The organism is Metabacillus idriensis (genome assembly GCF_050483325.1).
Classification (GTDB): domain Bacteria; phylum Bacillota; class Bacilli; order Bacillales; family Bacillaceae; genus Bacillus_P; species Bacillus_P idriensis_A.
On record NZ_JBCMYF010000033.1, the window covers coordinates 94223 to 119436 of the forward strand.

General features: G+C 41.8%; 25 protein-coding genes, 1 other RNA gene and 1 other annotated feature. Of the genes, 25 read left to right on the forward strand and 1 reads right to left on the reverse strand.

What is annotated here, in order from left to right; genetic code table 11:
* Window positions 1–5: 5 nt before the first annotated feature.
* From ABEQ24_RS19685 to ABEQ24_RS19705, 5 genes are all read left to right on the forward strand, one after another.
* Complete coding sequence (locus tag ABEQ24_RS19685; protein ID WP_165970847.1) at window positions 6–182, forward strand: hypothetical protein; 177 nt, start codon at window positions 6–8, stop codon at window positions 180–182.
* Window positions 183–239: 57 nt separating this feature from the next.
* Window positions 240–474 (forward strand) — a binding site (T-box leader).
* 70 nt (window positions 475–544) lie between these two features.
* Complete coding sequence (hisS, locus tag ABEQ24_RS19690) at window positions 545–1807, forward strand: histidine--tRNA ligase (protein WP_430008380.1); 1263 nt, start codon at window positions 545–547, stop codon at window positions 1805–1807.
* 20 nt (window positions 1808–1827) lie between these two features.
* The gene (gene aspS, locus ABEQ24_RS19695) at window positions 1828–3606 is read left to right on the forward strand and encodes an aspartate--tRNA ligase (RefSeq protein WP_430008381.1); all 1779 of its coding nucleotides are present in this window, start codon (window positions 1828–1830) and stop codon (window positions 3604–3606) included.
* A gap of 62 nt (window positions 3607–3668) precedes the next feature.
* Window positions 3669–3857: non-coding RNA, 6S RNA (gene ssrS / locus ABEQ24_RS19700), on the forward strand.
* A 241-nt stretch (window positions 3858–4098) separates the two neighbouring features.
* Window positions 4099–4860 carry a tRNA threonylcarbamoyladenosine dehydratase gene (locus ABEQ24_RS19705; RefSeq protein ID WP_430008382.1) on the forward strand — a complete coding sequence of 254 codons (762 nt, stop codon included), beginning with the start codon at window positions 4099–4101 and terminating at the stop codon, window positions 4858–4860.
* Window positions 4861–4960: 100 nt separating this feature from the next.
* Here the strand turns inward: ABEQ24_RS19705 and ABEQ24_RS19710 are convergent, their stop codons facing one another.
* Window positions 4961–6226 (reverse strand): replication-associated recombination protein A, encoded by a 1266-nt coding sequence (locus ABEQ24_RS19710; protein WP_430008383.1) that lies wholly within the window; start codon window positions 6224–6226, stop codon window positions 4961–4963.
* A 275-nt stretch (window positions 6227–6501) separates the two neighbouring features.
* On the opposite strand from ABEQ24_RS19710, the gene ABEQ24_RS19715 reads away from it, so the two are divergent.
* The 20 genes from ABEQ24_RS19715 to greA all read left to right on the forward strand — a co-directional run bounded on the left by ABEQ24_RS19715 (window position 6502) and on the right by greA (window position 25157).
* Window positions 6502–7134, forward strand: coding sequence for a YczE/YyaS/YitT family protein (locus ABEQ24_RS19715; RefSeq protein ID WP_430008384.1), 633 nt, complete (start codon window positions 6502–6504; stop codon window positions 7132–7134).
* Between the two features lie 18 nt (window positions 7135–7152).
* Window positions 7153–7569, forward strand: a complete 417-nt coding sequence (cymR, locus tag ABEQ24_RS19720; protein WP_070879780.1) for a cysteine metabolism transcriptional regulator CymR — start codon at window positions 7153–7155, stop codon at window positions 7567–7569.
* A 15-nt stretch (window positions 7570–7584) separates the two neighbouring features.
* Window positions 7585–8727 carry a cysteine desulfurase family protein gene (locus ABEQ24_RS19725; protein WP_430008385.1) on the forward strand — a complete coding sequence of 381 codons (1143 nt, stop codon included), beginning with the start codon at window positions 7585–7587 and terminating at the stop codon, window positions 8725–8727.
* A gap of 27 nt (window positions 8728–8754) precedes the next feature.
* Window positions 8755–9870 (forward strand): tRNA 2-thiouridine(34) synthase MnmA, encoded by a 1116-nt coding sequence (gene mnmA, locus ABEQ24_RS19730; RefSeq protein WP_430008386.1) that lies wholly within the window; start codon window positions 8755–8757, stop codon window positions 9868–9870.
* Window positions 9871–9947: 77 nt separating this feature from the next.
* Window positions 9948–10601, forward strand: a complete 654-nt coding sequence (locus ABEQ24_RS19735; protein ID WP_430008387.1) for a tetratricopeptide repeat protein — start codon at window positions 9948–9950, stop codon at window positions 10599–10601.
* 29 nt (window positions 10602–10630) lie between these two features.
* The gene (gene recD2 / locus ABEQ24_RS19740) at window positions 10631–13006 is read left to right on the forward strand and encodes an SF1B family DNA helicase RecD2 (protein WP_430008388.1); all 2376 of its coding nucleotides are present in this window, start codon (window positions 10631–10633) and stop codon (window positions 13004–13006) included.
* Window positions 13007–13008: 2 nt separating this feature from the next.
* Window positions 13009–13509 carry a PRC-barrel domain-containing protein gene (locus ABEQ24_RS19745; RefSeq protein ID WP_430008389.1) on the forward strand — a complete coding sequence of 167 codons (501 nt, stop codon included), beginning with the start codon at window positions 13009–13011 and terminating at the stop codon, window positions 13507–13509.
* A 14-nt stretch (window positions 13510–13523) separates the two neighbouring features.
* Complete coding sequence (locus ABEQ24_RS19750; protein WP_430008390.1) at window positions 13524–13715, forward strand: hypothetical protein; 192 nt, start codon at window positions 13524–13526, stop codon at window positions 13713–13715.
* Window positions 13716–13739: 24 nt separating this feature from the next.
* Complete coding sequence (locus ABEQ24_RS19755; protein WP_430008391.1) at window positions 13740–13844, forward strand: DUF3918 family protein; 105 nt, start codon at window positions 13740–13742, stop codon at window positions 13842–13844.
* Between the two features lie 242 nt (window positions 13845–14086).
* Entirely contained in the window at window positions 14087–15148 is a 1062-nt protein-coding gene (locus tag ABEQ24_RS19760) for an AI-2E family transporter (protein WP_430008392.1), read from the forward strand.
* A gap of 382 nt (window positions 15149–15530) precedes the next feature.
* Window positions 15531–18164: an alanine--tRNA ligase gene (gene alaS / locus ABEQ24_RS19765; RefSeq protein ID WP_430008393.1), complete on the forward strand. Its 2634-nt coding sequence runs from the start codon at window positions 15531–15533 to the stop codon at window positions 18162–18164.
* Between the two features lie 155 nt (window positions 18165–18319).
* Complete coding sequence (locus tag ABEQ24_RS19770; protein WP_029279472.1) at window positions 18320–18586, forward strand: IreB family regulatory phosphoprotein; 267 nt, start codon at window positions 18320–18322, stop codon at window positions 18584–18586.
* A 1-nt stretch (window position 18587) separates the two neighbouring features.
* Window positions 18588–19004, forward strand: a complete 417-nt coding sequence (gene ruvX, locus ABEQ24_RS19775) for a Holliday junction resolvase RuvX (RefSeq protein WP_430008394.1) — start codon at window positions 18588–18590, stop codon at window positions 19002–19004.
* Window positions 19005–19037: 33 nt separating this feature from the next.
* A complete protein-coding gene (locus ABEQ24_RS19780) occupies window positions 19038–19328 on the forward strand; it encodes a DUF1292 domain-containing protein (RefSeq protein ID WP_070879789.1) in 291 nt (96 codons plus the stop codon).
* A gap of 214 nt (window positions 19329–19542) precedes the next feature.
* Entirely contained in the window at window positions 19543–20670 is a 1128-nt protein-coding gene (gene mltG, locus ABEQ24_RS19785) for an endolytic transglycosylase MltG (RefSeq protein WP_430008395.1), read from the forward strand.
* A 182-nt stretch (window positions 20671–20852) separates the two neighbouring features.
* Entirely contained in the window at window positions 20853–21515 is a 663-nt protein-coding gene (locus ABEQ24_RS19790) for an O-methyltransferase (RefSeq protein ID WP_430008396.1), read from the forward strand.
* Window positions 21508–22437, forward strand: a complete 930-nt coding sequence (locus ABEQ24_RS19795) for a peptidase U32 family protein (RefSeq protein WP_430008397.1) — start codon at window positions 21508–21510, stop codon at window positions 22435–22437. The genes ABEQ24_RS19790 and ABEQ24_RS19795 overlap by 8 nt, the downstream gene beginning before the upstream one ends.
* Before the next feature lie 24 nt (window positions 22438–22461).
* A complete protein-coding gene (locus tag ABEQ24_RS19800; RefSeq protein WP_430008398.1) occupies window positions 22462–23730 on the forward strand; it encodes a peptidase U32 family protein in 1269 nt (422 codons plus the stop codon).
* Between the two features lie 3 nt (window positions 23731–23733).
* Window positions 23734–24369 carry a uridine kinase gene (udk, locus tag ABEQ24_RS19805; RefSeq protein WP_070879794.1) on the forward strand — a complete coding sequence of 212 codons (636 nt, stop codon included), beginning with the start codon at window positions 23734–23736 and terminating at the stop codon, window positions 24367–24369.
* 314 nt (window positions 24370–24683) lie between these two features.
* A complete protein-coding gene (gene greA / locus ABEQ24_RS19810) occupies window positions 24684–25157 on the forward strand; it encodes a transcription elongation factor GreA (RefSeq protein ID WP_070879795.1) in 474 nt (157 codons plus the stop codon).
* The last annotated feature ends 57 nt before the right edge of the window (window positions 25158–25214 follow it).

Consider the following 25214-nt stretch of genomic DNA (forward strand, 5'->3'; position numbering starts at 1 on the left):
TGAGTATGAGGCACAGTGACAAAGGCGAGACAACTCATTATAACAATAATGATGTATTTGGAGTTAATTTTCATGAATTTGCTGAAAAAGAACAGAATTCTAATTTGTATGAGCTTGCAAGCGAGTATGGTTTAAGTTTGAGAGAAGTGAAGAAATTAAAAAAACAATTAAATCGCTCTTGACACAAAGCCTGAAACATTCGTATGATAGTATATAAATCTTAGCAAGAACTACATAATTTTGAACCATTGATGGAGAAGAGTAGTCAAGATGACACATGATAAGAGAGGAAAAGCCGTGGCTGAAAGCTTTTCGCATGATGACTTGATGAAGAGAACACTCCTTAGGTTTCCCTCTGAACGATGCTGCGTGCATTTAATAGGAGGCGGACGTGACAGGCGTTAACTGTCTTGAGTGGGAGCATTTATTGCTTCAACTAGGGTGGCACCACGGGATCTAACTCTCGTCCCTACATTTTTATGTAGGGGCGGGAGTTTTTTGTTTTCAAAATTTTTGAAGGTTTATGAAATTGGAGGAGTAAAACATGTCATTTCAAATTCCGAGAGGCACTCAGGATATCCTTCCTGGAGATGTTGAACGCTGGCAATATATCGAAAACACAGCGCGTGAAATTTGCAGATACTATCAATATAAAGAAATCCGGACGCCAATATTTGAACACACAGAGATATTTCAAAGAGGTGTAGGCGAGTCAACGGATATTGTCCAAAAGGAAATGTATACCTTCCAGGACCGAAAAGGAAGAAGCATGACCCTTCGCCCGGAAGGAACGGCATCAACGGTCCGTGCATTTGTTGAAAAGAAATTATACGCACAGCCGTCTCAGCCTACAAAACTTTACTATATAGGACCAATGTTCCGCTATGAACGGCCGCAGACAGGACGCTTCCGTCAATTCGTTCAGTTTGGGGTTGAGGCGCTTGGAAGCAACAGCCCTGCAATGGATGCAGAAGTCATTTCTCTTGCAATGGAGCTTTACCGTACCGTTGGATTGAAAAAGTTGAAGCTGATTATCAATAGTCTTGGAGATGCTGACAGCAGAAAAGCTCACCGGGAAGCTTTAATTGCTCATTTTGAACCAAGAATCGGCGAGTTTTGCTCAGATTGCCAGAAGCGGCTGCAGCAAAACCCGCTTCGGATCCTTGACTGCAAAGTAGACCGTAATCATGAGCTTATGGCATCGGCCCCTTCAATAATGGATTATTTAAATGAAGAATCAAAAGCTTACTTCAATAAAGTCCAGCAATATTTAAGGGATTTAAATATTGAGTTTACAGTTGACCCTAATTTGGTGCGCGGACTGGATTACTACAACCACACAGCATTTGAAATCATGAGCGACGCAGAAGGATTCGGCGCGATCACAACTCTTTGCGGAGGCGGAAGATACAATGGGCTTGTGAAAGATTTCGGAGGTCCTGAAACACCGGGAATCGGATTTGCACTCAGTATTGAAAGATTTCTTGCTGCTCTTGATGCAGAAAAAGTAGAGCTTCCAATCGTACAGTCGATTGATTGTTTCGTTGTGGCACTTGGGGATAAAGCGAAAGACCGTTCTGTATCTCTTGTATATGAACTCAGAAAAGCGGGATTGACTGCAGAAAAAGATTATGAGGATAAAAAAATGAAAGCTCAATTTAAAGCAGCCGATCGCTATAAAGCTAAATTTGTTGCTGTATTGGGCGAAGATGAGCTTGAACGGAACATCATTTCCGTTAAAAACATGGAATCAGGCACACAAGTCGAAGTATCAATAGATGAGCTAACAGCCTATATAAAAGCATAGCCAAAAGGAGAGAGACAAACATGTTTGGACGAACATATTATTGCGGTGAAGTAACAGAAGCAGCAATCGGAGAAAAAGTAGTATTAAAAGGATGGGTGCAAAAACGCCGCGACCTGGGCGGGCTCATTTTTATCGATTTAAGAGACAGAACTGGAATTGTTCAAATCGTGATCAATCCTGAAGTTTCAGAAGATGCTCTGAAAGTCGCAGAAAAAATCCGCAGTGAATATGTACTGGATATTGAAGGCACAGTTGTCGGACGCACAGAAGGAACAGTAAACCCTAATCTTTCGACTGGTAAAATTGAAGTAAAGGTTGAACAAGTCACAATCATCAATGCGGCAAAAAATCCGCCTTTCCTGATTGAAGATAAATCAGAAGAAGTATCAGAAGATGTCCGCTTAAAGTACCGTTACCTGGACTTAAGAAGACCAGCTTTGCTTGAAACATTCAAAATGCGCCACAATGTTTCCAAATCCATCCGGAATTTCCTTGATGAAAAAGGATTTTTAGATGTAGAAACACCTATTTTAACGAAAAGCACTCCAGAGGGAGCACGTGATTATTTAGTGCCGAGCCGTGTGCATGAAGGCGAATTCTATGCTCTTCCTCAATCACCGCAAATTTTCAAACAGCTGCTGATGGTATCTGGATTTGACCGTTACTACCAGATCGCACGCTGCTTTAGAGATGAAGATCTCCGTGCTGACCGCCAGCCTGAGTTCACACAAGTGGATATTGAAATGTCATTTATGAGTCAGGATGAAATTATGTCCTTGATGGAAGAAATGATGACGCGTATCATGAAGGAAACAAAAGGCATTGATTTAACCCTTCCGCTTCCTCGCATGACGTTTGATGAAGCAATGGGCCGCTATGGATCTGATAAGCCTGATACACGTTTCGGACTAGAGCTTGTCAATGTTTCTGAACTTGTAAAAGACAGCGGATTTAAAGTGTTCAGCGGTGCTGTGCAAAACGGCGGAGAAGTAAAAGTGATTAATGTTAAAGGGGCAGCAGCTTCTTATTCAAGAAAAGATATTGACGCCTTAACAGAGTTCGTTTCTCAATATGGGGCAAAAGGCCTTGCATGGCTCAAAGTGGAGGAGCAGGAGCTGAAAGGCCCTATTTCAAAATTCTTCCCTGCTGAAGAACAAGAAAGCTTGAAAACAGTGACTGAAGCAGAGACAGGAGACTTATTGCTTTTTGTTGCAGACAAAAAGCAAGTCGTGGCAGATGCACTTGGTGCATTGCGTCTTAAACTGGGTAAAGAGCTGGGATTAATCGACGAAAGCAAATTCAATTTCCTTTGGGTAGTTGACTGGCCTTTAGTTGAATATGACGAAGAAGCGGGACGATATTTTGCCGCGCATCATCCATTTACAATGCCGGCACGCGAAGATCTTGAGCTGTTCGAGACGAATCCTGCAGGCATGAAAGCTCAGGCTTATGACCTTGTTTTAAATGGATATGAGCTCGGCGGGGGATCAATCCGTATATTCGAAAAAGACATCCAGCAAAAAATGTTTAAACTCCTTGGTTTCTCTGAAGAAGAAGCAGTTGAACAATTTGGCTTCCTTTTAGAAGCATTCGAATATGGCACCCCTCCTCATGGCGGAATTGCCCTTGGACTTGACCGTGTGGTTATGCTTTTAGCCGGCAGAACGAACTTGCGCGATACCATTGCATTCCCTAAAACGGCAAGTGCAAGCGACCTTCTGACACATGCTCCAAGTGAAGTAAGCACAGAGCAATTAACAGATCTTAACCTCGCTTTAAAACTGAAAAAGGGTGAATAATGCCCAGAATGAATGACTTGAAAACCGCACCTTGTTGTGGTAATCTTTTTACAAGATAAAAAGAAGTCCTGATGTGTACGTCGTACACTTAGTTTTGATCCAACATTACTTGATCCGGGAGTTCACGTTTTCAGTGTTTTGTAAATGCCTCATCATTCGATCAGAGGACTTATCATACATGAAACAGGACACCCACCTGCTGTGAGCGGGTTCAAAACCAAGATAGCAGCGACGGCACAATTGGGACTTCTTAACGAACGAGAATTCAGCCTGCATAAGCTTTCTGCTTATGCAGGTTTTTATTTTGCTGATAAATGATTTTTGTATTGTTGTGTACGATTTTGTTTGACGGGCTACATGAAAGACAGATAAACGCAAATATAATGCATCGTTATAAATGTGCAGAAATAGCTCTTGTTTTTAACTGAAAGTATGATATATTCATTTTCAGGAAAAATACAGTCATGGATTAAATAATTGGAGTTGAGAGTTTTGCTGAATCAATTTTCCCGTAACGAACTTGCAATAGGCAAAGAAGGAATTGAAATTTTAATAAACAGCACAGTTGCAGTCCTTGGAATTGGCGGCGTAGGGTCTTTCTCTGCAGAAGCGCTTGCACGTTCAGGAGTAGGACGGATATTGCTTGTTGATAAAGATGATGTTGATATTACAAATGTAAACCGCCAAATTCATGCGCTCGTCTCAACTGTCGGTCAGCCAAAAGCTGATTTGATGAGAGACCGCATTAAAGAAATTAATCCAGAGTGCGATGTCATAGCACTGAAGATGTTTTACACAGAAGAAACATATGAAGAGTTTTTCAGCTATGGACTTGAATATGTCATTGATGCTTCTGATACGATTTCCTATAAAATTCACTTAATGAAAGAATGTTTAAATAGAGGCATTCCGATTATTTCAAGCATGGGTGCGGCAAATAAAACGGATCCGACAAGATTTCAAATTGCCGATATTTCAAAGACCCATACAGATCCAATTGCAAAAGTGGTCAGAACCCGTCTTCGCAAAGAAGGAATCCGAAAAGGCATTCAGGTTGTTTTCTCTGATGAAAGCCCGATTGTCATTCGCGAGGATGTACGTCTGAAGGTAGGAAATGATGCCGCGCCGATCCGCAAAGCGAAAATGCCGCCATCTTCAAATGCATGGGTTCCGTCTGTAGCAGGTTTGATCATGGGCGGACATGTTATTATGGAGCTTTTAAAAGATATTAAGATTGCACGTGTAAACGACTAAATGATAAAAAAAGCGGCATGATCTGAAATCATGCCGCTTTTCTTATTGTCTTCTTACGTATCCTTATCTGTCTGCGCTAACCGGGTGATTCCGCATTTCTTTATTGCTGTTTCATCAGCTTTTCATAGATCTGTGAAAGGGAAAGTTCGAATTTTCCTGTTTGTTTAGGGACATAATACTTTTTCTTTTTTAGTGAATCCGGCAGATATTGCTGCTTTACCCAGCCATTTTCGAAGTCATGGGGATATTGATAGTTGATGCCTCTGCCAAGCTTTTCTGCTCCCTTGTAATGGGCATCCTTCAGGTGAGGCGGGATTTCACCGCTTTTCCCGGCCCGGATATCTGCAATGGCAGCATCGAGTGCACTGTAGGCGCTGTTGGATTTTGGAGAGAGACAAAGCTCTATGACTGCATTTGCAAGCGGGATTCGAGCTTCAGGCAATCCAAGTCTTTCTGTTGCTTCAATGGCTGCCAATGTTCTCGCACCAGCCTGAGGGCTTGCAAGTCCAATGTCTTCATATGCTATGACCAGCAGCCTGCGGTTAATGCTGATCAGATCTCCAGCTTCAATCAATCTTCCGAGGTAATGCAGGGCAGCATTTACGTCGGATCCTCGAATTGATTTTTGAAATGCAGAAAGGACATCGTAGTGGGCATCTCCATCTTTATCGTGGACAAAGCTCTTTTTTTGAAGACACTCTTCTGCTGTTTCAAGTGTTAGGTGAATTTCGCCATTTTCATCTGGATCTGAAGAGATGACAGCAAGTTCCAGAGCATTAAGAGCAGACCGGACGTCACCTGCACAGCTAGAGGCAAAGTGCATCAGGGCTTCCTCGGAAATAACGGCACGATAGCTGCCAAGCCCTTTCTTTTCATCCTTTAAAGCCCGTTCTAGAGCTGTTATTATATCAGCAGCTTCTAAAGGCTTTAATTCGAAAATCTGGCATCTGCTTCTGATGGCCGGATTGATGGCATGATAGGGATTGCTTGTCGTAGCTCCAATTAAAATGATTTTTCCATCCTCCAGGTAAGGAAGGAGAAAATCCTGTTTCGCTTTATCCAGACGGTGGACCTCATCAAGAATTAAAATGACCTTACCGGACATTTTCGCTTCTTCTGCGACGATTTCCATGTCTTTTTTATTATTCACAACTGCATTCAGCTTACGGAAAGCGGTATTTGTGCTTCCTGCAATCGCTGTTGCAATGGATGTTTTTCCTATTCCGGGAGGGCCGTACAAAATCATCGAGCTCAAGTGTTTTGCTTTTACCATCCGCTCAATCATTTTTCCTTTGCCGACTAAATGTTCCTGCCCGATGATTTCATCAATGTTTTCTGGTCTCATTCGAAATGCCAGAGGTTTCATGTTATCACTCCCAAGACGAAGCACTGATCTTATTTTACTTAGCTTATCATGACTTTTCCTCTTAGTCATATGAATTGATTTTTATCTTTAATAGGAACCCTGCGAGTTAATTTGAATGCTCTGCCGAAGGATAATATGCTATAATGGCATAGGTTCATTGAAGAAAAAAACAAATTTTAACAGCAAAAAATAAATGGTTTCAGATTTTCAAAAGATGAGAGGCGAAGTGAAGATCGATGAATGCTTTGCGAAGTAAAAAGAATCAGGAGCTCAGTATGAGATGGGGCATTTATTTCTTGGGCCTGCTCATTATGTCTTTTGGCATCGTCCTTACGATAAAAGCTGAACTTGGCACATCACCATGGGATGTGCTTCATATAGGATTATATTACCAGTTTGGTTTAACGATTGGATCTTGGGCAATTATTGTAGGAGGAGCCATTCTTCTATTGTCTTCCATTTTTACAAGAAAGGTGCCTCAGGCAGGTGCCTTTGTTAATATGCTGACGGTAGGTCTGTTTATAGATTTATACTTATCAATGCCGTTTATGCAGACACCGTCAGGGTATGCCGGGAAAGCACTGATGCTTTTGCTTGGTATTATTGTGATGGGTTATGGAATCGGCTTGTATATATCTGCAGGCTGCGGTGCAGGACCTCGAGACACATTAATGCTTGCTTTGGTTGAAAAGACCGGCATAAAGGTATCAAGGATTCGCGGAGGGATTGAAGTCATTGTTCTTTTTTTCGGCTGGATTTTGGGCGGACCGGTTTTCATCGGAACAATCGTCTGCACTCTGTCCATTGGCTATGTCATCGGGTTTACCCTTCCGCAATGCCAGAAAACAACCAATGCCCTGCTGGAAAAAACAATAAGAAAAGAAGCAGATGTTCATCAAGTTAGCTAGAATTATAGGGGTGTATATATGAAAATTTCAACTAAAGGCCGCTATGGTCTTACCATTATGATAGAGCTTGCAAAGAAACACGGGGAAGGGCCGACCTCATTAAAAAGCATCGCCCAGACGCATGATTTATCTGAACACTACTTAGAGCAATTGATCGCACCGCTCCGCAATGCCGGTTTAGTCAAAAGCATCCGCGGAGCATACGGAGGATACGTTCTCGGAAATGAACCAGATGCCATTACAGCAGGGGATATTATCAGAGTTCTTGAAGGGCCGATCAGCCCCGTGGAAGTGCTTGAAGACGAAGAGCCTGCTAAGCGTCACCTGTGGATCCGCATACGCGATGCGGTAAAAGATGTGCTTGATAATACAACTCTTGAAGATTTAGCAAACTACTCAGATGGCGAGCAGGAATCTTATATGTTTTATATTTAAAAAGGAGGGAGTAAAATGGAGCGAATTTACTTGGACCATGCTGCTACATCCCCAATGCATCCGGAAGTAATTAACGAGATGCTTCCTCACATGCAGGATGTATTCGGCAATCCCTCAAGCATCCATTCATTTGGAAGAGAAAGCAGAAGACAGCTTGATGAGGCGAGAGCGGTGATTTCGCGGAGCCTGCATGCAAAACCGAAGGAAATTATTTTTACGGGCGGCGGAACAGAAGCTGATAATTTAGCGATAATCGGCTCTGCTCTTGCAAACCAGCATAAAGGCCGGCACATCATTACGACACAGATTGAGCATCATGCGGTCTTAAATACATGCAAGCATCTGGAGAAACAGGGGTTTGCTGTTACCTATTTGCCTGTTGATCAAAACGGCATTGTTTCAATTGATGATCTTAAACGGGAACTGACGCCTGAAACCATATTGGTTACGATCATGTATGGCAACAACGAAACGGGATCGATTCAGCCGATTGATGAGATCGGCAAGGTATTGAAGGATCATCAGGCTCTTTTCCATACAGATGCTGTACAGGCATTCGGAATCCTTGATTTGAATGTGAAAGAGAGCTGTATAGATATGCTCTCTGCTTCTGGCCACAAGATTAATGGACCTAAAGGGACCGGTTTTCTTTATGTAAAGGAAGGAATATCGCTTAAACAGCACTCTCACGGCGGAGAGCAGGAACTGAAACGGCGGGCGGGAACGGAAAATGTACCCGGCATTGCAGGATTGAAATCCGCAGTTCAGCTTGCACTTGAATCCAGAGAGCAAAAAACGGTCCTTTACAAAGAGTTTAAAGATAAACTAATAGATATATTAAAGACGGAAGATGTTTCTTTTGAAATAAATGGTGAGATAGACAGCAGTCTGCCTCATGTATTAAATCTTTATTTCCCAGGGACAAATGTGGAGTCGATGCTTGTGAACATGGACATTGCAGGGATTGCTGTATCAAGCGGATCAGCATGCACGGCAGGTTCCATTGAGCCTTCGCATGTTCTGACTGCCATGTACGGACAGGGTGCTGAACGGACAAAAGCATCTCTCCGCTTTAGTTTTGGTCTTGGAAATACGATTGAGCAAGTTGAGAAGGCCGCTTTGGAGACAGCACGGATTGTAAAAAGATTAACAGCTTAGAATGATTGACACTTGGAGGTGAAAAAGATGCAAAAAACACCTAAAGACACACGTGTTGTTGTTGGAATGTCAGGAGGGGTTGATTCCTCCGTTGCGGCACTTCTATTAAAACAGCAAGGCTACGATGTGATCGGCATCTTTATGAAAAACTGGGACGATACGGATGAAAATGGAGTCTGTACCGCTACTGAAGACTATGATGATGTGATTCAGGTCTGCAATCAAATCGGAATTCCCTATTATGCAGTAAACTTTGAAAAACAATATTGGGACAAAGTATTCACTTATTTTTTAGATGAGTATAAAGCGGGAAGAACCCCGAATCCCGATGTCATGTGCAATAAAGAAATTAAGTTCAAAGCATTTTTAGAGCATGCGATTTCTCTTGGAGCAGATTATCTTGCAACAGGGCACTATGCGCAAGTCGAATTCCGCGACGGGGACTACAAAATGCTCAGAGGCGCTGATGAAAATAAAGATCAAACCTATTTCCTCAATCAGCTGACTCAAGAGCAATTATCAAAAGTGATGTTCCCAATCGGTAATATTCCTAAATCAAAAGTGCGTGAGCTTGCTAAAGAAGCAAATCTTGCGACAGCTGCGAAAAAAGACAGTACGGGCATCTGCTTTATCGGAGAACGCAACTTCAAGGAATTTTTAAGCGGCTACCTTCCTGCACAGCCCGGTTTAATGCAGACTCTTTCAGGAGAAGTAAAAGGCAAGCATGACGGCCTGATGTATTACACAATCGGACAGCGCCACGGTCTTGGCATCGGCGGCAGCGGGGATCCCTGGTTTGTGGTAGGAAAAGACCTTGAAAAAAATGTCTTGTATGTGGATCAGGGCTTTGACAATGATCTGCTCTATTCAGATTCGATTACAGCTACAAACATCAGCTGGGTTTCAGACAAACTCCCTGAAGGAGAAGTTGTCTGCACGGCAAAATTCAGATATCGTCAGGAAGATCATGCTGTCACAGTGAAAATGACTGATAAAACAACTGCACAAGTGATATTTGATAAACCAATCAGGGCCATTACACCTGGACAGGCTGTTGTTTTTTACAAAGATGACGAATGTCTTGGCGGCGGAACAATTGATGAAGTATTTAAAAAGAATGATAAAATCTGGTATGTTGGTTAAAGATGCAACCTAGTTTAAACCTCAACGTCGGTTGAGGTTTTTTCTTTAAAAATTTGATGCCGGGAGTGGTACTGATCATGAGCGATAAAAGTATATTAGGAATTGAAGCCATGCAAAAAGGCGATTTTGAGAAAGCGGCAGGATATTTTTCAGAGGCTATTGAAGAAAATCCAACAGATGCTGTTTGTTATGTGAACTTCGGAAATTTATTGGCAGCAGTAGGCGAATTTGAAAAAGCCATAACATTTTTTGAAAAAGCGATAGAACTTGATGCAAAGACGACTACGGCCTACTATGGTGCCGGTAATGTGTATTACAATACCGAGCAGTTTCAAGCAGCCCAAAAAATGTTTTTAATAGCGATTCAAAAAGGAATGGATCATTCGGATGTCTTTTTCATGCTTGGAATGAGCTATGTCCAGATGGAACAGCCGCTGCCGGCTCTTCCATATTTACAAAGAGCAGTGGAATTAAATGAAGAGGACACGGAAGCGCGCTTTCAATATGGATTATGTTTAGCTCAGCAGGAATCACTTGATGAAGCGATTCGTCAATTTCAGATTGTAGTTGAAAAGGATCCAGGCCATGCGGACGCATACTATAATTTAGGTGTTGGCTACGCATTTAAAGAGGATGCAAAAAAGGCCATGGAAATGCTCGATCAAGCTTTGAACATTCAGCCGGACCATGATATGGCGGCTAATTTGAAGCAGCTTATGCAGACGCTGTAAGAAACAGGGAAACAGGAGGAGGAGATCTTGTGCAGCAAAAGGCGGACCTGTTTCAAGAGCAGGAACGGTTTTTAAAAGGAAAGATCATCACGGTTATTTATCAGAATGACCAAAACCATTATACCGTCTTAAAGACGGAGGTTCTTGAAACGAGCGAAAATTATGATCAAAAAGAAATAACCGTGACGGGCTATTTTCCTCTTCTGCATGAAGATGAAACATATACCTTCTTTGGAATGCTTACGCAGCATCCTAAATTCGGGCAGCAATTTCAGTCTGAACATTACCGGAAGGAAATTCCAAAAACACGCGATGGTGTCATTCAATACCTATCAAGTGACCTGTTTAAAGGAATAGGCAGGAAAACAGCTGAAGCGATAGTCGATGTTCTCGGAGAAGGCGCCATTTCGAAAATGATGGAAGATCCTTCTGTACTGGGCAAGGTGCCGAAACTCGGCAAAGACAAGGCAAAACAGCTGCTTGATCAGCTGAAGGAGCATCAGGGTCTTGAGCAGGCAATGATCATTTTAAATCAGCTTGGCTTCGGTCCTCAGCTTTCCATGAAAATTTACCAGGCCTATCAGGAAAAAACCATTCAGATGATTCAGGAGAATCCTTTTCAGCTTGTTAAAGATATAGAAGGAATCGGGTTCGTTCGCGCTGATGAGCTTGGCGGTCAAATGGGCCTCGGCGGAAATCACCCTGAGCGGATTAAAGCTGCCTGCTTTTATACGATTGAACATCTTTGCCTTCAAGAGGGCCATACATATGTATCACTTGAGCAGTTAATTATAAAATCAATGGAATTGCTGAATTCATCTAAGAATTCTGGAATTATTGAAACCGATATTTCAGAACAAGTGATTAAACTTGCAGAGGATAAAGGCATTATTATTGAGGAAGACAGGGCCTATCTGCCATCACTCTTTTTTGCTGAACAGGGACTTGTGAAAAGTATCCAGCGTGTCCTATTGCAGACGGAATACGAGAGCATTTTTCCTGAATCAGAGTTTTTGCTTTCCCTTGGAAAACTCGAAGAGAGAATGAATGTGCAGTACGCCCCGACTCAAAAAGAAGCCATTCAAACCGCTCTGATGTCGCCAATGCTTTTGCTGACAGGAGGACCTGGTACTGGAAAAACGACTGTTATTAAAGGAATTGTAGAGCTTTATGCAGATTTGCATGGCTGTTCCCTTGAGCAAAAAGACTATAAAAAAGAAGAGCCTTTTCCAATCTCGTTAGTTGCCCCGACAGGACGGGCTGCAAAAAGAATGACTGAAGCGACTGGCCTGCCTGCTGTAACCATTCACCGGCTGTTAAAGTGGAACGGTGCAGAAGGATTTGATCACGGGGAAGATAACCCGATTGGTGCAAAACTGCTGATTGTCGATGAAATGTCGATGGTAGACACGTGGATTGCCAATCAGCTGTTTAAAGCTCTTCCTGAACATATACAAGTCATCATGGTTGGTGATGAAGATCAGCTTCCTTCTGTGGGACCAGGCCAAGTGCTGCGCGATTTACTGGAGTCTCAGGCAGTTCCTGTTGTGAGGCTGACGGATATTTACAGACAGGCTGAAGGTTCATCCATTATAGAACTTGCCCATGAAATTAAAAAAGGAAGGCTGCCGGATAACTTGACTGCGCCCACTAAAGACAGGTCCTTTATTCGATGCAGCGGTGCACAGGTAAAGGAAGTAGTGGAGAAAGTCATTTCGAACGCCATTAAAAAAGGATATACAGCCCGTGATGTTCAGGTGCTTGCCCCGATGTACCGCGGGCCTGCAGGCATTGATCAGCTTAATATGATGCTGCAGCAGCTGTTTAATCCTAAAGCTGAAAACAAAAGGGAAATGAAATTCGGCGACACGGTGTACAGATCCGGCGACAAAGTGCTCCAGCTTGTGAATCAACCTGAAAGCAATGTGTATAACGGTGATATCGGCGAAATTGTGTCCATTTTTTATGCCAAGGAAAATACTGAAAAAGAAGATATGATCGTCATTTCCTTTGATGGCAATGAGGTCACGTATACAAAATCTGACTTTAATCAATTTACGCATGCCTTCTGCTGTTCCATTCACAAATCACAGGGAAGCGAATTTCCGATTGTAGTTGTGCCTGTTGTCAAAAGCTATTACAGAATGCTTAGACGAAACTTGATTTATACGGCTATAACAAGAAGCAAGCAGTTTTTAATCCTTTGCGGGGAACAAGATGCCCTGCTGCGGGGAATTGAAAACAGAGATTATTTAAGCCGGCAGACCTCTTTAAAAATGAAGCTGTCTGAAAAACAGCATGATATTGAAGAATTGACAGATGAGCTTCCCTTTGCACTTGCTGATGCCATGATCGGAATGGAAGGCATTACCCCGTATGACTTTATGGAAGACAACAAAATCTAAGAATGTTCGGAAAGGGGGAGTTTCTCCTGCGGACATTTACAGAGCTCAGGGGCATGCCGGCAGTTGATGTAGATGACGGATTAATCACCGGTTTTGTATCTGATGTTTGTTTTGATGCAAATGGCTCTTTTATTGGGCTGTTACTAAATGATAAAGGCATATTCAGGAAAGGCCGCATAATTCCCGCAGAAACGATTTGTTCGATAGGGAAGGACGGAATAATGGTTAATGGCAGAAGCAGTCTGAAATCGATGTCTGAATTTAGAGAAGCTTATTTCCTGCAATCACACCGCCGGATCCAGTACAAAGCGGTCTATTCTACGGAAGGCGAGAAGCTTGGACTTCTTGCTGATGTATACTTTTCTGAACAAGTGGGCACCATTGTAGCATATGAACTGACGGACGGATTCTTTGCAGATATGATGGAGGGAAAAAGAATGATTCATCCTCCAGGGTCTTTAACCATTAGCAAAGATGCAATCGTCATGGATTTTATTCATTAGCGAGGTGCACCGTATTGTTAAAATGCCCGAATTGTAAAAGTAAGGATATTGGGAAGATTGGCGTGAAACAGTATTATTGCTGGGGCTGCTTTATCGAGCTGTCCATATCCAAAGGCCAGATCTTTACCCATCAAGTAGAAGAGGACGGTTCACTAAGTTCTCTTGATGATCTTTTCACAGATGATGATCGAACAATCAGCATGTAGCCAGTTATGAAGGAGGAATACGCCATGAACCGCAAAATGTCCTCAATGCTTTCGGATCTGATTGGACGCATTCCGCTGTCCAAACGTTCGATGAAAAAAATGCGAAAACGAATAATGAAGAAGTTTTGATGACGAGTCCTCTGCTTAATAAGGCAGAGGATTTTTTATTGTGCAGAAAAATGAACAGGCAAAAAACTTATGACCCGGAAAAAATGCAGGCATACTTACTGAAGAAAGAAGAGACGCTGAATGGCCATAACCAGCAGATTTTCCGGATCTTTAATAGCTGGGCTTTGGCGGCTACAGCTTTTATTAATTTCATGCATATTTCATCCGCTCCTCCCCAAACTAAAGGTGAGGAGGGATGCTCTTTGAAGGAACGTTATTTTAAATGGCTGATGAGAATCGGCATTTTTCTATTGTGTTTGCTTTCCATTTTTCTTTTTTTAAAGCTTAGAGTCCTTTGGGATCCTTTTTTTATTATCATCAAAGCTATCCTTCTTCCTTTTTTAATCGCGGGTTTCATTACCTATTTGCTGCATCCGGTCATTGAAAAACTGCATTCCACCGGGGTTCCGCGCACACTCTCAATCTTAATTATCTACACTCTTTTCTTTGGCGGAATAGGTTATGGCTTATACAGGGGAATCCCGGTCATCATTGCACAGCTTAAGGATCTTTCTGAAAGTTTTCCGGTATTTGAACAAAAATATCAGGGATGGCTGTCAACGGTTCATGATCATACTGACCGGTTCCCAGAAGAAATTCACGCGAGAATTGAAACAGCTTTTCAAAATATTGAAGCCTGGTTTTCATATTGGATTGACAAGATCTTAACTAGCTTAGGAAGAGTTTTCGATTATCTTTTAATTATAGCTCTCATTCCTTTTCTCGTATTTTATATGCTGAAGGATTATGAGCAAATAAAAAAAGCCGCCTGGTATTTAACTCCGAAACGGTGGAGACCTGAAGCAGTCATTTTCATCCGCGATGTCGATCAGTCATTGGGCAATTACATAAGGGGCCAGCTGCTGGTCTGTTTCATCATCGGTTTTCTGGCATTTATCTCGCTTTGGTTTTTTGATATTAAATATCCTTTAGTCATAGGGATCTTAATAGGGATAACGAACGTCATTCCTTACTTCGGACCGATTATTGGCGCTGTTCCGGCAGTTATTATTGCAGCATCGATGTCTATGAATACCGTCCTGATTGTGATCATTATTATCTTTTCCCTGCAATTTATCGAAGGGAATATCCTCGGTCCGTTAATCGTTGGAAGAAGTCTTCATATGCATCCGATTGTCATTATGCTTGCCCTCCTTGCAGGAGGAGAAATTGCCGGGATTATCGGCATGATTTTAGCTGTTCCTGTATTAGCAGTCTTAAAAGTGACACTGATGCATCTCGTGCAATTGAGAAGACAGCATTGACATTGGTACAGCCTATGCACTATAATTCTGCGTATACACTGCATATTTTATAAAAACGATGAAGGAACGAGTACGTTTCAGACCATCTGACAAGAGAGGAATTTCCAAGGCTGAGAGAAATTCCGGGATGAAGGGAAGCAGAAGGCTATTCCAGAGTGCAGGCAAACCCTGCCGTCTTAACCCCGTTACGGTTAAATGAAGCTGATGGACAGTACGTCCATAATCAGGGTGGTACCGCGAGCAATCTCTCGTCCCTGTGGAAATCTCTATGATTTTCACAGAGACGGGAGTTTTTTATTTTGTAAGAGGCTTTTTTTCTGAGTGAAGGTGTATGCCGCAGCTTTCTTTTAGAACAACAAACGCAATACGAGGAGGAAAAAAGATGAAAACACTAACTTCAGCACAAGTTCGTCAAATGTTTCTAGATTTCTTCAAGGAAAAAGGCCATGCAGTTGAACCAAGCGCTTCTTTGGTTCCTCATGAAGATCCGTCGCTGCTTTGGATCAACAGCGGTGTAGCAACGCTGAAAAAATACTTCGATGGCCGAGTTATTCCGGCAAATCCAAGAATTTGCAATGCACAAAAATCAATCCGTACAAATGATATTGAAAATGTCGGCAAAACAGCCCGTCACCATACATTTTTTGAAATGCTTGGGAACTTCTCAATCGGCGAATATTTTAAAGTAGAAGCGATCGAGTGGGCATGGGAATTCTTAACGAGTGAAGAGTGGATCGGCTTTGATCCTGAAAAACTGTCCGTTACGATTCACCCTGAAGATGATGAAGCTTTCTTGATCTGGAAAGATAAAATCGGAGTGCCTGAAGAGAGAATTATCCGTCTTGAAGGGAACTTCTGGGATATCGGCGAAGGACCAAGCGGACCGAATACAGAAATTTTCTATGACCGCGGCGAGGTTTATGGAAATGATCCGAAAGATCCTGAATTATACCCGGGCGGAGAGAATGAGCGCTACCTTGAAGTCTGGAACCTCGTATTCTCAGAGTTCAATCATAATTCAGACGGTACATATACACCTCTCCCAAAGAAAAACATTGATACAGGAATGGGTCTTGAGCGGATGGTATCAGTTATTCAGGACGTTCCGACTAACTTCGATACAGATTTGTTTATGCCAATCATTGGATCAACGGAAACAATTTCTGGCGAAAAATACGGAATTGATCAAGAAAAGGATGAAGCCTTCAAGGTTGTAGCCGATCATATCCGTACAGTTACATTTGCTGTCGGTGACGGCGCCCTTCCATCAAACGAAGGCCGCGGGTATGTCCTCCGCCGTCTTTTGCGCAGAGCAGTAAGATATGCGAAAAAACTTAATATAAACCGACCGTTTATGTTTGAACTTGTCCCGGTTGTCGGAGAAATTATGGTTGACTTCTACCCGGAAGTAAAAGCTAAAACGGAGTTTATTCAAAAAGTGATCAAAAATGAAGAAGAACGCTTCCATGAAACATTAAATGACGGTTTGTCCATCTTGGCTGAAGTTGTGAAAACGCAAAGAGCAAAAGGAAGCAGCATCATTCCTGGAACAGACGTTTTCCGTTTGTATGATACATACGGATTCCCTGTTGAACTGACAGAAGAGTATGCACAGGAAGAACAAATGGAAATTGATCATGATGGCTTCAAAAAAGAAATGGAAGGCCAGCGTGAACGTGCACGTGCTGCAAGGCAGGATGTTGATTCTATGCAGGTGCAGGGAGGAGTCCTTGGCGAAATTACAGCTGAAAGCACATTTGTCGGCTACTCTCAGCTGACGGCAAAAGCTTCAGTGTCTGTACTTCTGAAAGGCGGCGAGCTGACAGACGAGGCACATGCTGGAGATGAAGTACAGCTTATTTTAAATGAAACGCCATTTTACGCTGAGAGCGGCGGCCAAATTGCAGATGAAGGCACCATTGAAAATGATGCAGTCAAACTTCAAGTAAAGCATGTCCAGAAGGCTCCAAATGGACAAAATCTGCACACTGCAACTGTGATCAGCGGCACTTTAAAAACAAATGATGAAGTAATAGCAGCTGTTAACGGAACAACTAGAAGTGCAGTCATTAAAAACCATACTGCGACACATCTCCTGCATCAGGCTCTTAAAGATGTGCTTGGCGGACATGTCAATCAGGCAGGATCTCTCGTAACATCTGAAAGACTTCGATTCGACTTTTCGCATTTTGGTCAAGTCCATCCTGAAGAGCTTGAACAGATTGAGCAAATTGTAAACGAACAAATCTGGAAAAGCATCGGGGTCAATATTGAGCTGAAACCAATTGCTGAAGCGAAGGAAATGGGAGCAATGGCTCTTTTCGGCGAAAAATACGGAGATATTGTCAGAGTCGTTCAAGTAGGAGATTACAGTCTTGAATTGTGCGGAGGCTGTCATGTTGACAACACTTCTTCTATCGGACTGTTTAAAATTGCATCCGAAACAGGAATAGGTGCAGGTACGAGAAGAATCGAAGCAGTTACCGGACAAGGCGCTTATCAGCTGATAAAAGACCAGCTTTCCATTCTTGCTGATGTCTCATCGAAGCTGAAATCAAATCCAAAAGATGCAGCAGGCCGTGTAGATGCTCTTCTTGGTGAAGTCCGCTCTCTTCAAAGAGAAAATGAATCATTAACAGCTAAATTGGGCAATGTAGAAGCTGGAAGCTTACTTGGAAACGCTGTTCAAATTGATGGTGTGACTCTTCTATCAAGCAAAGTAAATGCTAAAGACATGAACAGTCTGAGAACAATGGTTGACGAAATAAAGCAAAAATTAGGTTCAGCCATTGTCATCCTTGGAGCCGCTCATGACGGAAAAGTAAGCCTGGCAGCAGGAATTACAAGTGATTTAGTCGAAAAGGGTTACCACTCAGGGAAATTGATTAAAGAGGTAGCTGTAAGATGCGGCGGCAGCGGAGGCGGCCGGCCGGATATGGCACAGGCTGGCGGCAAGGATCCTGAAAAACTTGAAGAAGCCTTAAACTATGCATTAGAATGGGTAAAAACCATCTAGAAATTGCATCTGTGAACTTTTGCTTTCTGGAGGAATTTCTTTAAAGATACCGCCAGAAAGTGAAATCCGTTTTATAATTTCGATAGTTAGTGTAGAATGGTAGTATGAATGGACAAGCAGATTCCATAGCTGAATCTGGGAAAGAGGTGCGAGTGATGAGTTCCTTTGATAAAACGATGAAGTTTAACTTTTCTGAGGAAGCAGTTGAAACGAATGTGAATGAAGTCCTGTTCACTGTATACGATGCTTTGAAAGAAAAAGGCTATAATCCGATTAACCAAATCGTTGGATACCTGCTCTCTGGAGATCCTGCATATATCCCCCGTCATCGCGATGCAAGAAATTTAATCCGCAAGCTTGAACGGGATGAACTCATTGAGGAATTGGTTAAATCGTACTTACACCATCATAGAGAGGATTAATATGCGAATTATCGGTTTGGATTTTGGCTCCAAAACTCTTGGAGTTGCTGTCAGCGATGAATTTGGCTGGACAGCACAAGGGCTTGAGACGATTAAAATTGATGAAGAGGGCGGCAACTTTGGGCTCGAGCGTCTCGCACAAATTGTGGACGCACATCAAGCAGAAAAAATCGTTCTCGGATTCCCAAAGAATATGAATGGAACAGTTGGGCCAAGAGGTGAAGCAAGCCAGGCGTTTGCTTTGAAGCTTGAGAAAAAATTCGGAGTCCCTGTTATACTATGGGATGAGAGATTGTCAACCATGGCAGCTGAACGAGTACTGATTTCAGCAGATGTCAGCAGAAAGAAACGGAAAAAAGTAATTGATAAAATGGCTGCAGTAATGATTTTACAGGGATATTTGGATAGCCTGAATTAAAACTGACAGCAAACTATAGATGAGGTGACTGCAATGGAACACGGAGAAAAACAAATTACAGTAGTAGACGAAAATGGAAATGAACAGCTTTGTGAAATTCTTTTCACATTTGCTTCTGAAGAATTCGGAAAATCATATGTGCTTTATTACCCGCTTGGGGAACAGGATGATGAAGAAGAAATTGAAATTCATGCATCAAGCTTTGAGCCTACAGCTGACGGTGTAGACGGAGAACTTGCACCGATTGAAACAGAAGAAGAGTGGGATCTTGTAGAAGAGATGCTGAATACATTCCTTGATAATGAAGAAGAAGAAGAAAAATAAGAAGAAACCGTCTGAGGACGGTTTTTTTTTGCGTTAAAATAGAAAAATATCTTCAAAGGAGATAATAGTGCTATGGTAGGATTGTCAAACATGGAATGGTAATGATAAATTTTCTTTTTTAAAGCGGACTTTCCTTAAAAAAATGCTAGAATTTGGCGAAAAAACAGTGATTATGTAGTATAATCATTTTGATGAAAGGGGGATACATCCGATAATGTCAGAAGCTGATTCGAACAAACATTCAATTCAAAATAAACTCCTTGAAAAACAGCAGGAAGCTAAAGTCATCCGAAAAATCGTCCTGGTGATTTTTGTTGTTTTAGTCATTTTGATGACAGGATTAATCGGTGGCGGCTTTTTATATATAAAGTCTGCGCTGCAGCCTGTAGATGAAAAGGACAAAAATGCAATTAATGTAAACATTCCTATAGGATCATCCGTTTCCACAATTGCGGCCATTTTAGAAGAAAAAAAGATTATTAAGGATCAAAGAGTATTCAAATACTATGTGAAATTTAAAAATGAGTCAGGATTTCAGGCCGGAGACTACAAATTAACACCTTCGATGGAAATCGAAGATATTGTGGCCAGTCTTAAATCCGGAAAAGTGATTACAGATGTCGTATTTCAAATTCCGGTTCCCGAAGGAATCCAAATAAAGGACATTGCTAAATCAATTGCCAAGCATTCAGGATTTACCGAAAAAGAAGTCACAGACAGGATGAATAATAAAGAATTTATAGCTGCCATGCAGAAGAAATATCCGGAAACCGTGACAAAGGATATCTATGGCAAGAATATTAAATATCCTCTTGAAGGCTATTTTTATCCTGCGACTTATCCTTTTTATGAGAAAAAGCCTTCTCTTGATTTTATTTTAGAAGAGATGATTAAAAAGACACATACTGTTGTTTTATCGTACCTTCCGCAGCTGGAAGAAAAGAAGATATCCGTCCATCAATTTATTACAATGGCATCTTTGATTGAAGAAGAAGCCACAAAATCAGTTGACCGGAATAAAATATCAAGTGTATTCTACAACCGGATAGAAAAGCAAATGCCTCTTCAGACAGATCCTACTGTGCTGTATGCACTTGGGGAGCATAAGGACAGAGTTTACTACAAAGACCTTGAAGTGGAATCACCATATAATACGTATAAGGTGAAAGGACTTCCTCCAGGGCCGATTGCAAATCCCGGAGATCAATCCATGAAAGCGGCATTGGAACCTGAAAAAACAGATTTTCTCTATTTCCTGGCCACTAAAAAAGGTGAAGTCATTTTCACCAAAACGCTTGAAGAGCACAATAAAGCTAAAGCAGAGCATATTACCAATAAATAAAGAACAGAAGGGAACGTGAAAATATTCGCATTCCCTTTTCTGTTGTGGTAAAATATATCGAGTTGTGTAGAGAAAGATAAACAAAATAACAAATAATGACAAGAGTTCTCCGAAAGAACTCTTATTTTCATGACTTAAGACACACTTTAACGGTGAATAAGCACCGTTTGAAGGAGAAGACAATGGAAAACGACACGATTTTATCATATATAGAGAGCCTTCTTCCTGATCAAGACAAAGCAGTCAGACAGATGGAGCAATACGCGCTTGAACACGCCGTGCCCATTATGGAAAAGACAGGAATAGAAGTTCTCCTTAGTCTGCTGGTGCTGAAACAGCCAAAAAAGATTTTAGAAATCGGCACTGCAATCGGCTATTCAGCGATTCGCATGTGCAATGCTCTCCCGGATACAGAAATTGTTACGGCTGAGAGAAATGCAGAGCGATTTAAACAAGCAGCCATAAATATTGAAGCGAATGCATTGGCACACCGAATTACGGTTTTGCATGGTGACGCCTTGGAGCTTAAGGAGCAAATAGAAGAAAAAGGTCCTTATGACGTGATTTTTATAGATGCAGCTAAGGGTCAGTATATGCGATTCTTTGAAATGTACGAACCAATGCTTTCAAAGGACGGCTGCATTATTACAGACAACGTCCTCTTTAAAGGTTTAGTTGCATCTGAAGATGAGGATATGTCCTTTCATCGCAGACGGCGCGCGCTTCTTAGAAAGATACGGACATACAATGAGTGGCTGATGTCAAATAAAGCCTATCACACAGCGATTTTCCCAGTTGGTGATGGAATGGCTGTAAGTATAAAACGAGGTGAAAAAGATGAATAAACCAGAATTAATTGTTACACCAACAAAAGTTGAAGATATTCTTCCCCTGGCTGAAGCAGGCGCTGCTGCGGTCGTAATCGGAGAACAGCGTTATGGGCTTCGTCTTGCAGGTGAATTTAACCGTGATCAAATGAAAGAAGCAACAGTTCTTGCTCATTCAAAAAACGTAAAAGTATATGCTGCCATGAATGCCATTTTTCATAATGAAAAAATAGAAGAATTGTATGACTATCTACGTTTCTTAAATGAGTTAAAAGTGGATGCAGTCGTCTTTGGAGATCCGGCTGTTTTAATGGCTGCCAGAGAAGCAGCGCCTGAAATGAAGCTCCATTGGAATACAGAAACGACAGCAACCAACTGGTATACGTGCAATTACTGGGGCAAAAAAGGTGCGAAACGCGCTGTTTTGGCACGTGAATTAAGCATGGATTCAATCATTGAAACAAAAGAAAATGCTGAAGTGGAAATTGAAGTACAGGTTCATGGCATGACATGCATGTTTCAGTCAAAACGCTCCCTGATAGGCAACTACTATGAATACCAGGGTAAAGCTATGAAAATTGAGAGCATCCATGATGAAAAATCAATGTTCCTCCATGACAAAGAACGCAGCAACAAATACCCGATTTATGAGGATGCAAATGGCACCCACATCATGAGTCCCAACGATATGTGCATTATTGATGAACTTTCAGATATGATAGATGCCGGCATTGACTCATTTAAAATCGATGGTGTCCTTCAGACGTCTGAGTATTTAATTGAAGTTACAAAGAAATACCGGAAAGCTATTGATTTATGTACTGAAGACCGTGATCAATATGAAGATGTAAAAGATCAGCTGCTTGCGGACATAGAAGAAATTCAGCCTGAGAACAGGCCTTTAGATACAGGATTTTTCTTTAAGGAAACAGTGTACTAAAAATAAAATGAAGGAGGAACTAGTATGTTGACTGTTAACGATAACATCTCACAAATCATAGACGGCAAACGTGTGATAACAAAAAAGCCTGAGCTTCTTGCTCCGGCCGGAAATTTAGAAAAGCTTAAAATTGCCGTGCATTATGGGGCTGACGCTGTTTTCATCGGCGGAAAAGAATTTGGCCTGCGATCTAATGCAGACAACTTTTCACAAGAAGAAATGGCTGAAGGTGTTCAATTTGCAAACAAGTACGGTGCAAGAATTTATGTAACGACAAATATCTTTGCGCATAATGAAAACATGGACGGTCTTGAAGAATATTTAATGGGGCTGCAGGATGCAGGAGTAGCCGGCATCATTGTTGCTGACCCGATGATTATTGAGACATGCCGCAAAGTAGCGCCGAAGCTTGAAGTGCATCTGAGCACACAGCAATCACTCTCAAACTGGAAAGCTGTTCAGTTCTGGAAAGAGGAAGGTCTTGAGCGCGTGGTGCTTGCCCGCGAAACGAGCGCTGAAGAAATTAAAGAAATGAAAGAGAAAGTGGATATCGAAATTGAAACGTTTATCCATGGGGCAATGTGCATTGCATATTCCGGCCGCTGTGTACTGAGCAATCATATGACTGCAAGGGATTCAAACCGCGGAGGCTGCTGTCAGTCATGCCGCTGGGATTATGATCTCTATAAACTTGCTGATAACGGTGAGGAAGCATTGTTTGGCGCGGATGATGCAGCATTTGCAATGAGTCCAAAAGATTTAAACTTAATTCAATCCATTCCAAAAATGATCGAGCTTGGAATTGACAGCCTGAAAATTGAAGGACGCATGAAATCCATTCACTACGTAGCAACAGTTGTCAGCGTTTATCGCAAAGTAATTGATGCATATTGTGCGGATCCTGAGAACTTCGTGATTCAAAAAGAATGGCTTGATGAGCTTGATAAATGTGCTAACCGTGACACTGCGCCTGCATTCTTTGAAGGAGTTCCGGGTACTGAAGAGCAAATGTTCGGCGTTCATGGAAAGAAAACGACATTTGACTTTGTTGGACTTGTCCTTGATTACAATGAGGAAACAAGTATGATTACTCTTCAGCAGCGCAACCATTTTAAACCGGGTGATGAAGTTGAATTCTTCGGACCTGAAATAGCGAACTTTACACAAACGGTTGATAAGTTATGGGACGAAGACGGCAATGAGCTCGATGCTGCCCGTCATCCTCTGCAAATTGTGAAGTTTAAAGCAGATCAAAAAGTCTTCCCAAATAACATGATGCGAAAGGGGAAGTAAATTATGGGGAAAAAGCCCATTGTAATCGGAGTTGCAGGAGGCTCAGGCTCTGGTAAAACTAGTGTGACAAAATCAATTTATGAGCATTTCAGAGGTCATTCCATCCTGATGCTTGAACAGGATTTTTATTATAAGGATCAAAGTCATCTTCCATACGAGGAGAGACTGAATACGAATTATGATCATCCTCTTGCTTTTGATAACACGCTGTTAATTGAGCACATTAAACAGCTTCTGAATTATGAAGCGATTGAAAAGCCTGTTTATGATTACAAGCTCCATACTCGTTCGGAAGATGTTCTTCTAGTAGAACCTAAAGATGTGATCATTCTTGAAGGCATCCTGGTTTTAGAAGACGAGCGGCTCCGCAACTTGATGGATATGAAACTGTATGTGGATACAGATGCCGACATCCGCATTATCAGAAGGATGCTGCGGGATATCAAGGAACGCGGCAGAACCATTGATTCTGTGATTGAGCAGTACGTTTCGGTTGTAAGGCCGATGCACAATCAATTCATTGAGCCTACTAAGCGTTATGCGGATATCATCATACCAGAAGGCGGTCAAAATCATGTCGCGATTGACCTTATGGTTACAAAAATTCAAACAATTCTTGAACTAAATGCAATTTTGTAATAACATAGCATAGATAAAGAGTACTGTGACCATATTATGTATAGGCTGTTAAAGTTTCTCAGGGTTCATCATTGACTGAGTAAAAATTCTCATTTAAAGTAAACTTGAGCATTCTGTGCTCTATGAGGAAAAGCAAGCCGCAGGCTTGCTTTTAAGCTACATTCAAGGCTATTTCCTCACAAGATCACCTGAAAAAGTTCAGCATATGCATATTGCCGTGTGAGGGCTGAAGCTTTAAAGCCCTCCCCATTATCACAGTGCATTTTACATACCATATTTTTTTAGGGGACAGTTATACTAGAAGGAGTGAGATCATGGCACAAGAAAAAGTATTTCCTATGACAACTGAAGGTAAAGAAAAGCTTGAACAGGAATTGGAATATTTAAAATCCGTCAAGCGCAAAGAAGTAGTCGAAAGAATCAAGATTGCCCGCAGCTTCGGGGATCTTTCAGAGAACTCTGAGTATGATTCAGCTAAAGAAGAGCAGGCTTTTGTTGAAGGCCGTGTGACTACGCTTGAGAACATGATCCGCAATGCGAAGATCATCGTAGAAGATGCCGATACAAATGTTGTAACACTCGGCAAAACAATCTCATTTGTTGAACTTCCAAATGGCGATGAAGAAACATATACAATCGTAGGAAGCGCTGAAGCCGATCCTTTTGAAGGCAAAATTTCAAATGATTCTCCAATCGCAAAAAGCCTGATGGGCCGTCAAGTTGGAGATGAAGTGAATGTACAGACTCCCGGCGGAGAAATGCATGTGAAAATTACAAACGTTAAATAATATAGGTTTAATAAAAAAACACCTCGTCGACACTAGTCTAAAGACGAGGTGTTTTTC

Bases quoted from the DNA above. Each gene is read 5' to 3' on its own strand.
- ABEQ24_RS19735 (WP_430008387.1), top strand. From the start codon at position 9,948: ATGAGCGATAAAAGTATATTAGGAATTGAAGCCATGCAAAAAGGCGAT.
- ABEQ24_RS19790 (WP_430008396.1), top strand. From the start codon at position 20,853: ATGGAAAACGACACGATTTTATCATATATAGAGAGCCTTCTTCCTGAT.
- ABEQ24_RS19685 (WP_165970847.1), top strand. From the start codon at position 6: ATGAGGCACAGTGACAAAGGCGAGACAACTCATTATAACAATAATGAT.
- ABEQ24_RS19745 (WP_430008389.1), top strand. From the start codon at position 13,009: ATGTTCGGAAAGGGGGAGTTTCTCCTGCGGACATTTACAGAGCTCAGG.
- ABEQ24_RS19710 (WP_430008383.1), bottom strand. From the start codon at position 6,226: ATGAAACCTCTGGCATTTCGAATGAGACCAGAAAACATTGATGAAATC.
- alaS (WP_430008393.1), top strand. From the start codon at position 15,531: ATGAAAACACTAACTTCAGCACAAGTTCGTCAAATGTTTCTAGATTTC.
- hisS (WP_430008380.1), top strand. From the start codon at position 545: ATGTCATTTCAAATTCCGAGAGGCACTCAGGATATCCTTCCTGGAGAT.
- udk (WP_070879794.1), top strand. From the start codon at position 23,734: ATGGGGAAAAAGCCCATTGTAATCGGAGTTGCAGGAGGCTCAGGCTCT.
- ABEQ24_RS19795 (WP_430008397.1), top strand. From the start codon at position 21,508: ATGAATAAACCAGAATTAATTGTTACACCAACAAAAGTTGAAGATATT.
- mnmA (WP_430008386.1), top strand. From the start codon at position 8,755: ATGCAAAAAACACCTAAAGACACACGTGTTGTTGTTGGAATGTCAGGA.
- ABEQ24_RS19725 (WP_430008385.1), top strand. From the start codon at position 7,585: ATGGAGCGAATTTACTTGGACCATGCTGCTACATCCCCAATGCATCCG.
- ABEQ24_RS19780 (WP_070879789.1), top strand. From the start codon at position 19,038: ATGGAACACGGAGAAAAACAAATTACAGTAGTAGACGAAAATGGAAAT.
- ruvX (WP_430008394.1), top strand. From the start codon at position 18,588: ATGCGAATTATCGGTTTGGATTTTGGCTCCAAAACTCTTGGAGTTGCT.
- greA (WP_070879795.1), top strand. From the start codon at position 24,684: ATGGCACAAGAAAAAGTATTTCCTATGACAACTGAAGGTAAAGAAAAG.
- ABEQ24_RS19715 (WP_430008384.1), top strand. From the start codon at position 6,502: ATGAGATGGGGCATTTATTTCTTGGGCCTGCTCATTATGTCTTTTGGC.
- ABEQ24_RS19770 (WP_029279472.1), top strand. From the start codon at position 18,320: ATGAGTTCCTTTGATAAAACGATGAAGTTTAACTTTTCTGAGGAAGCA.
- cymR (WP_070879780.1), top strand. From the start codon at position 7,153: ATGAAAATTTCAACTAAAGGCCGCTATGGTCTTACCATTATGATAGAG.
- ABEQ24_RS19800 (WP_430008398.1), top strand. From the start codon at position 22,462: ATGTTGACTGTTAACGATAACATCTCACAAATCATAGACGGCAAACGT.
- mltG (WP_430008395.1), top strand. From the start codon at position 19,543: ATGTCAGAAGCTGATTCGAACAAACATTCAATTCAAAATAAACTCCTT.
- aspS (WP_430008381.1), top strand. From the start codon at position 1,828: ATGTTTGGACGAACATATTATTGCGGTGAAGTAACAGAAGCAGCAATC.
- ABEQ24_RS19755 (WP_430008391.1), top strand. From the start codon at position 13,740: ATGAACCGCAAAATGTCCTCAATGCTTTCGGATCTGATTGGACGCATT.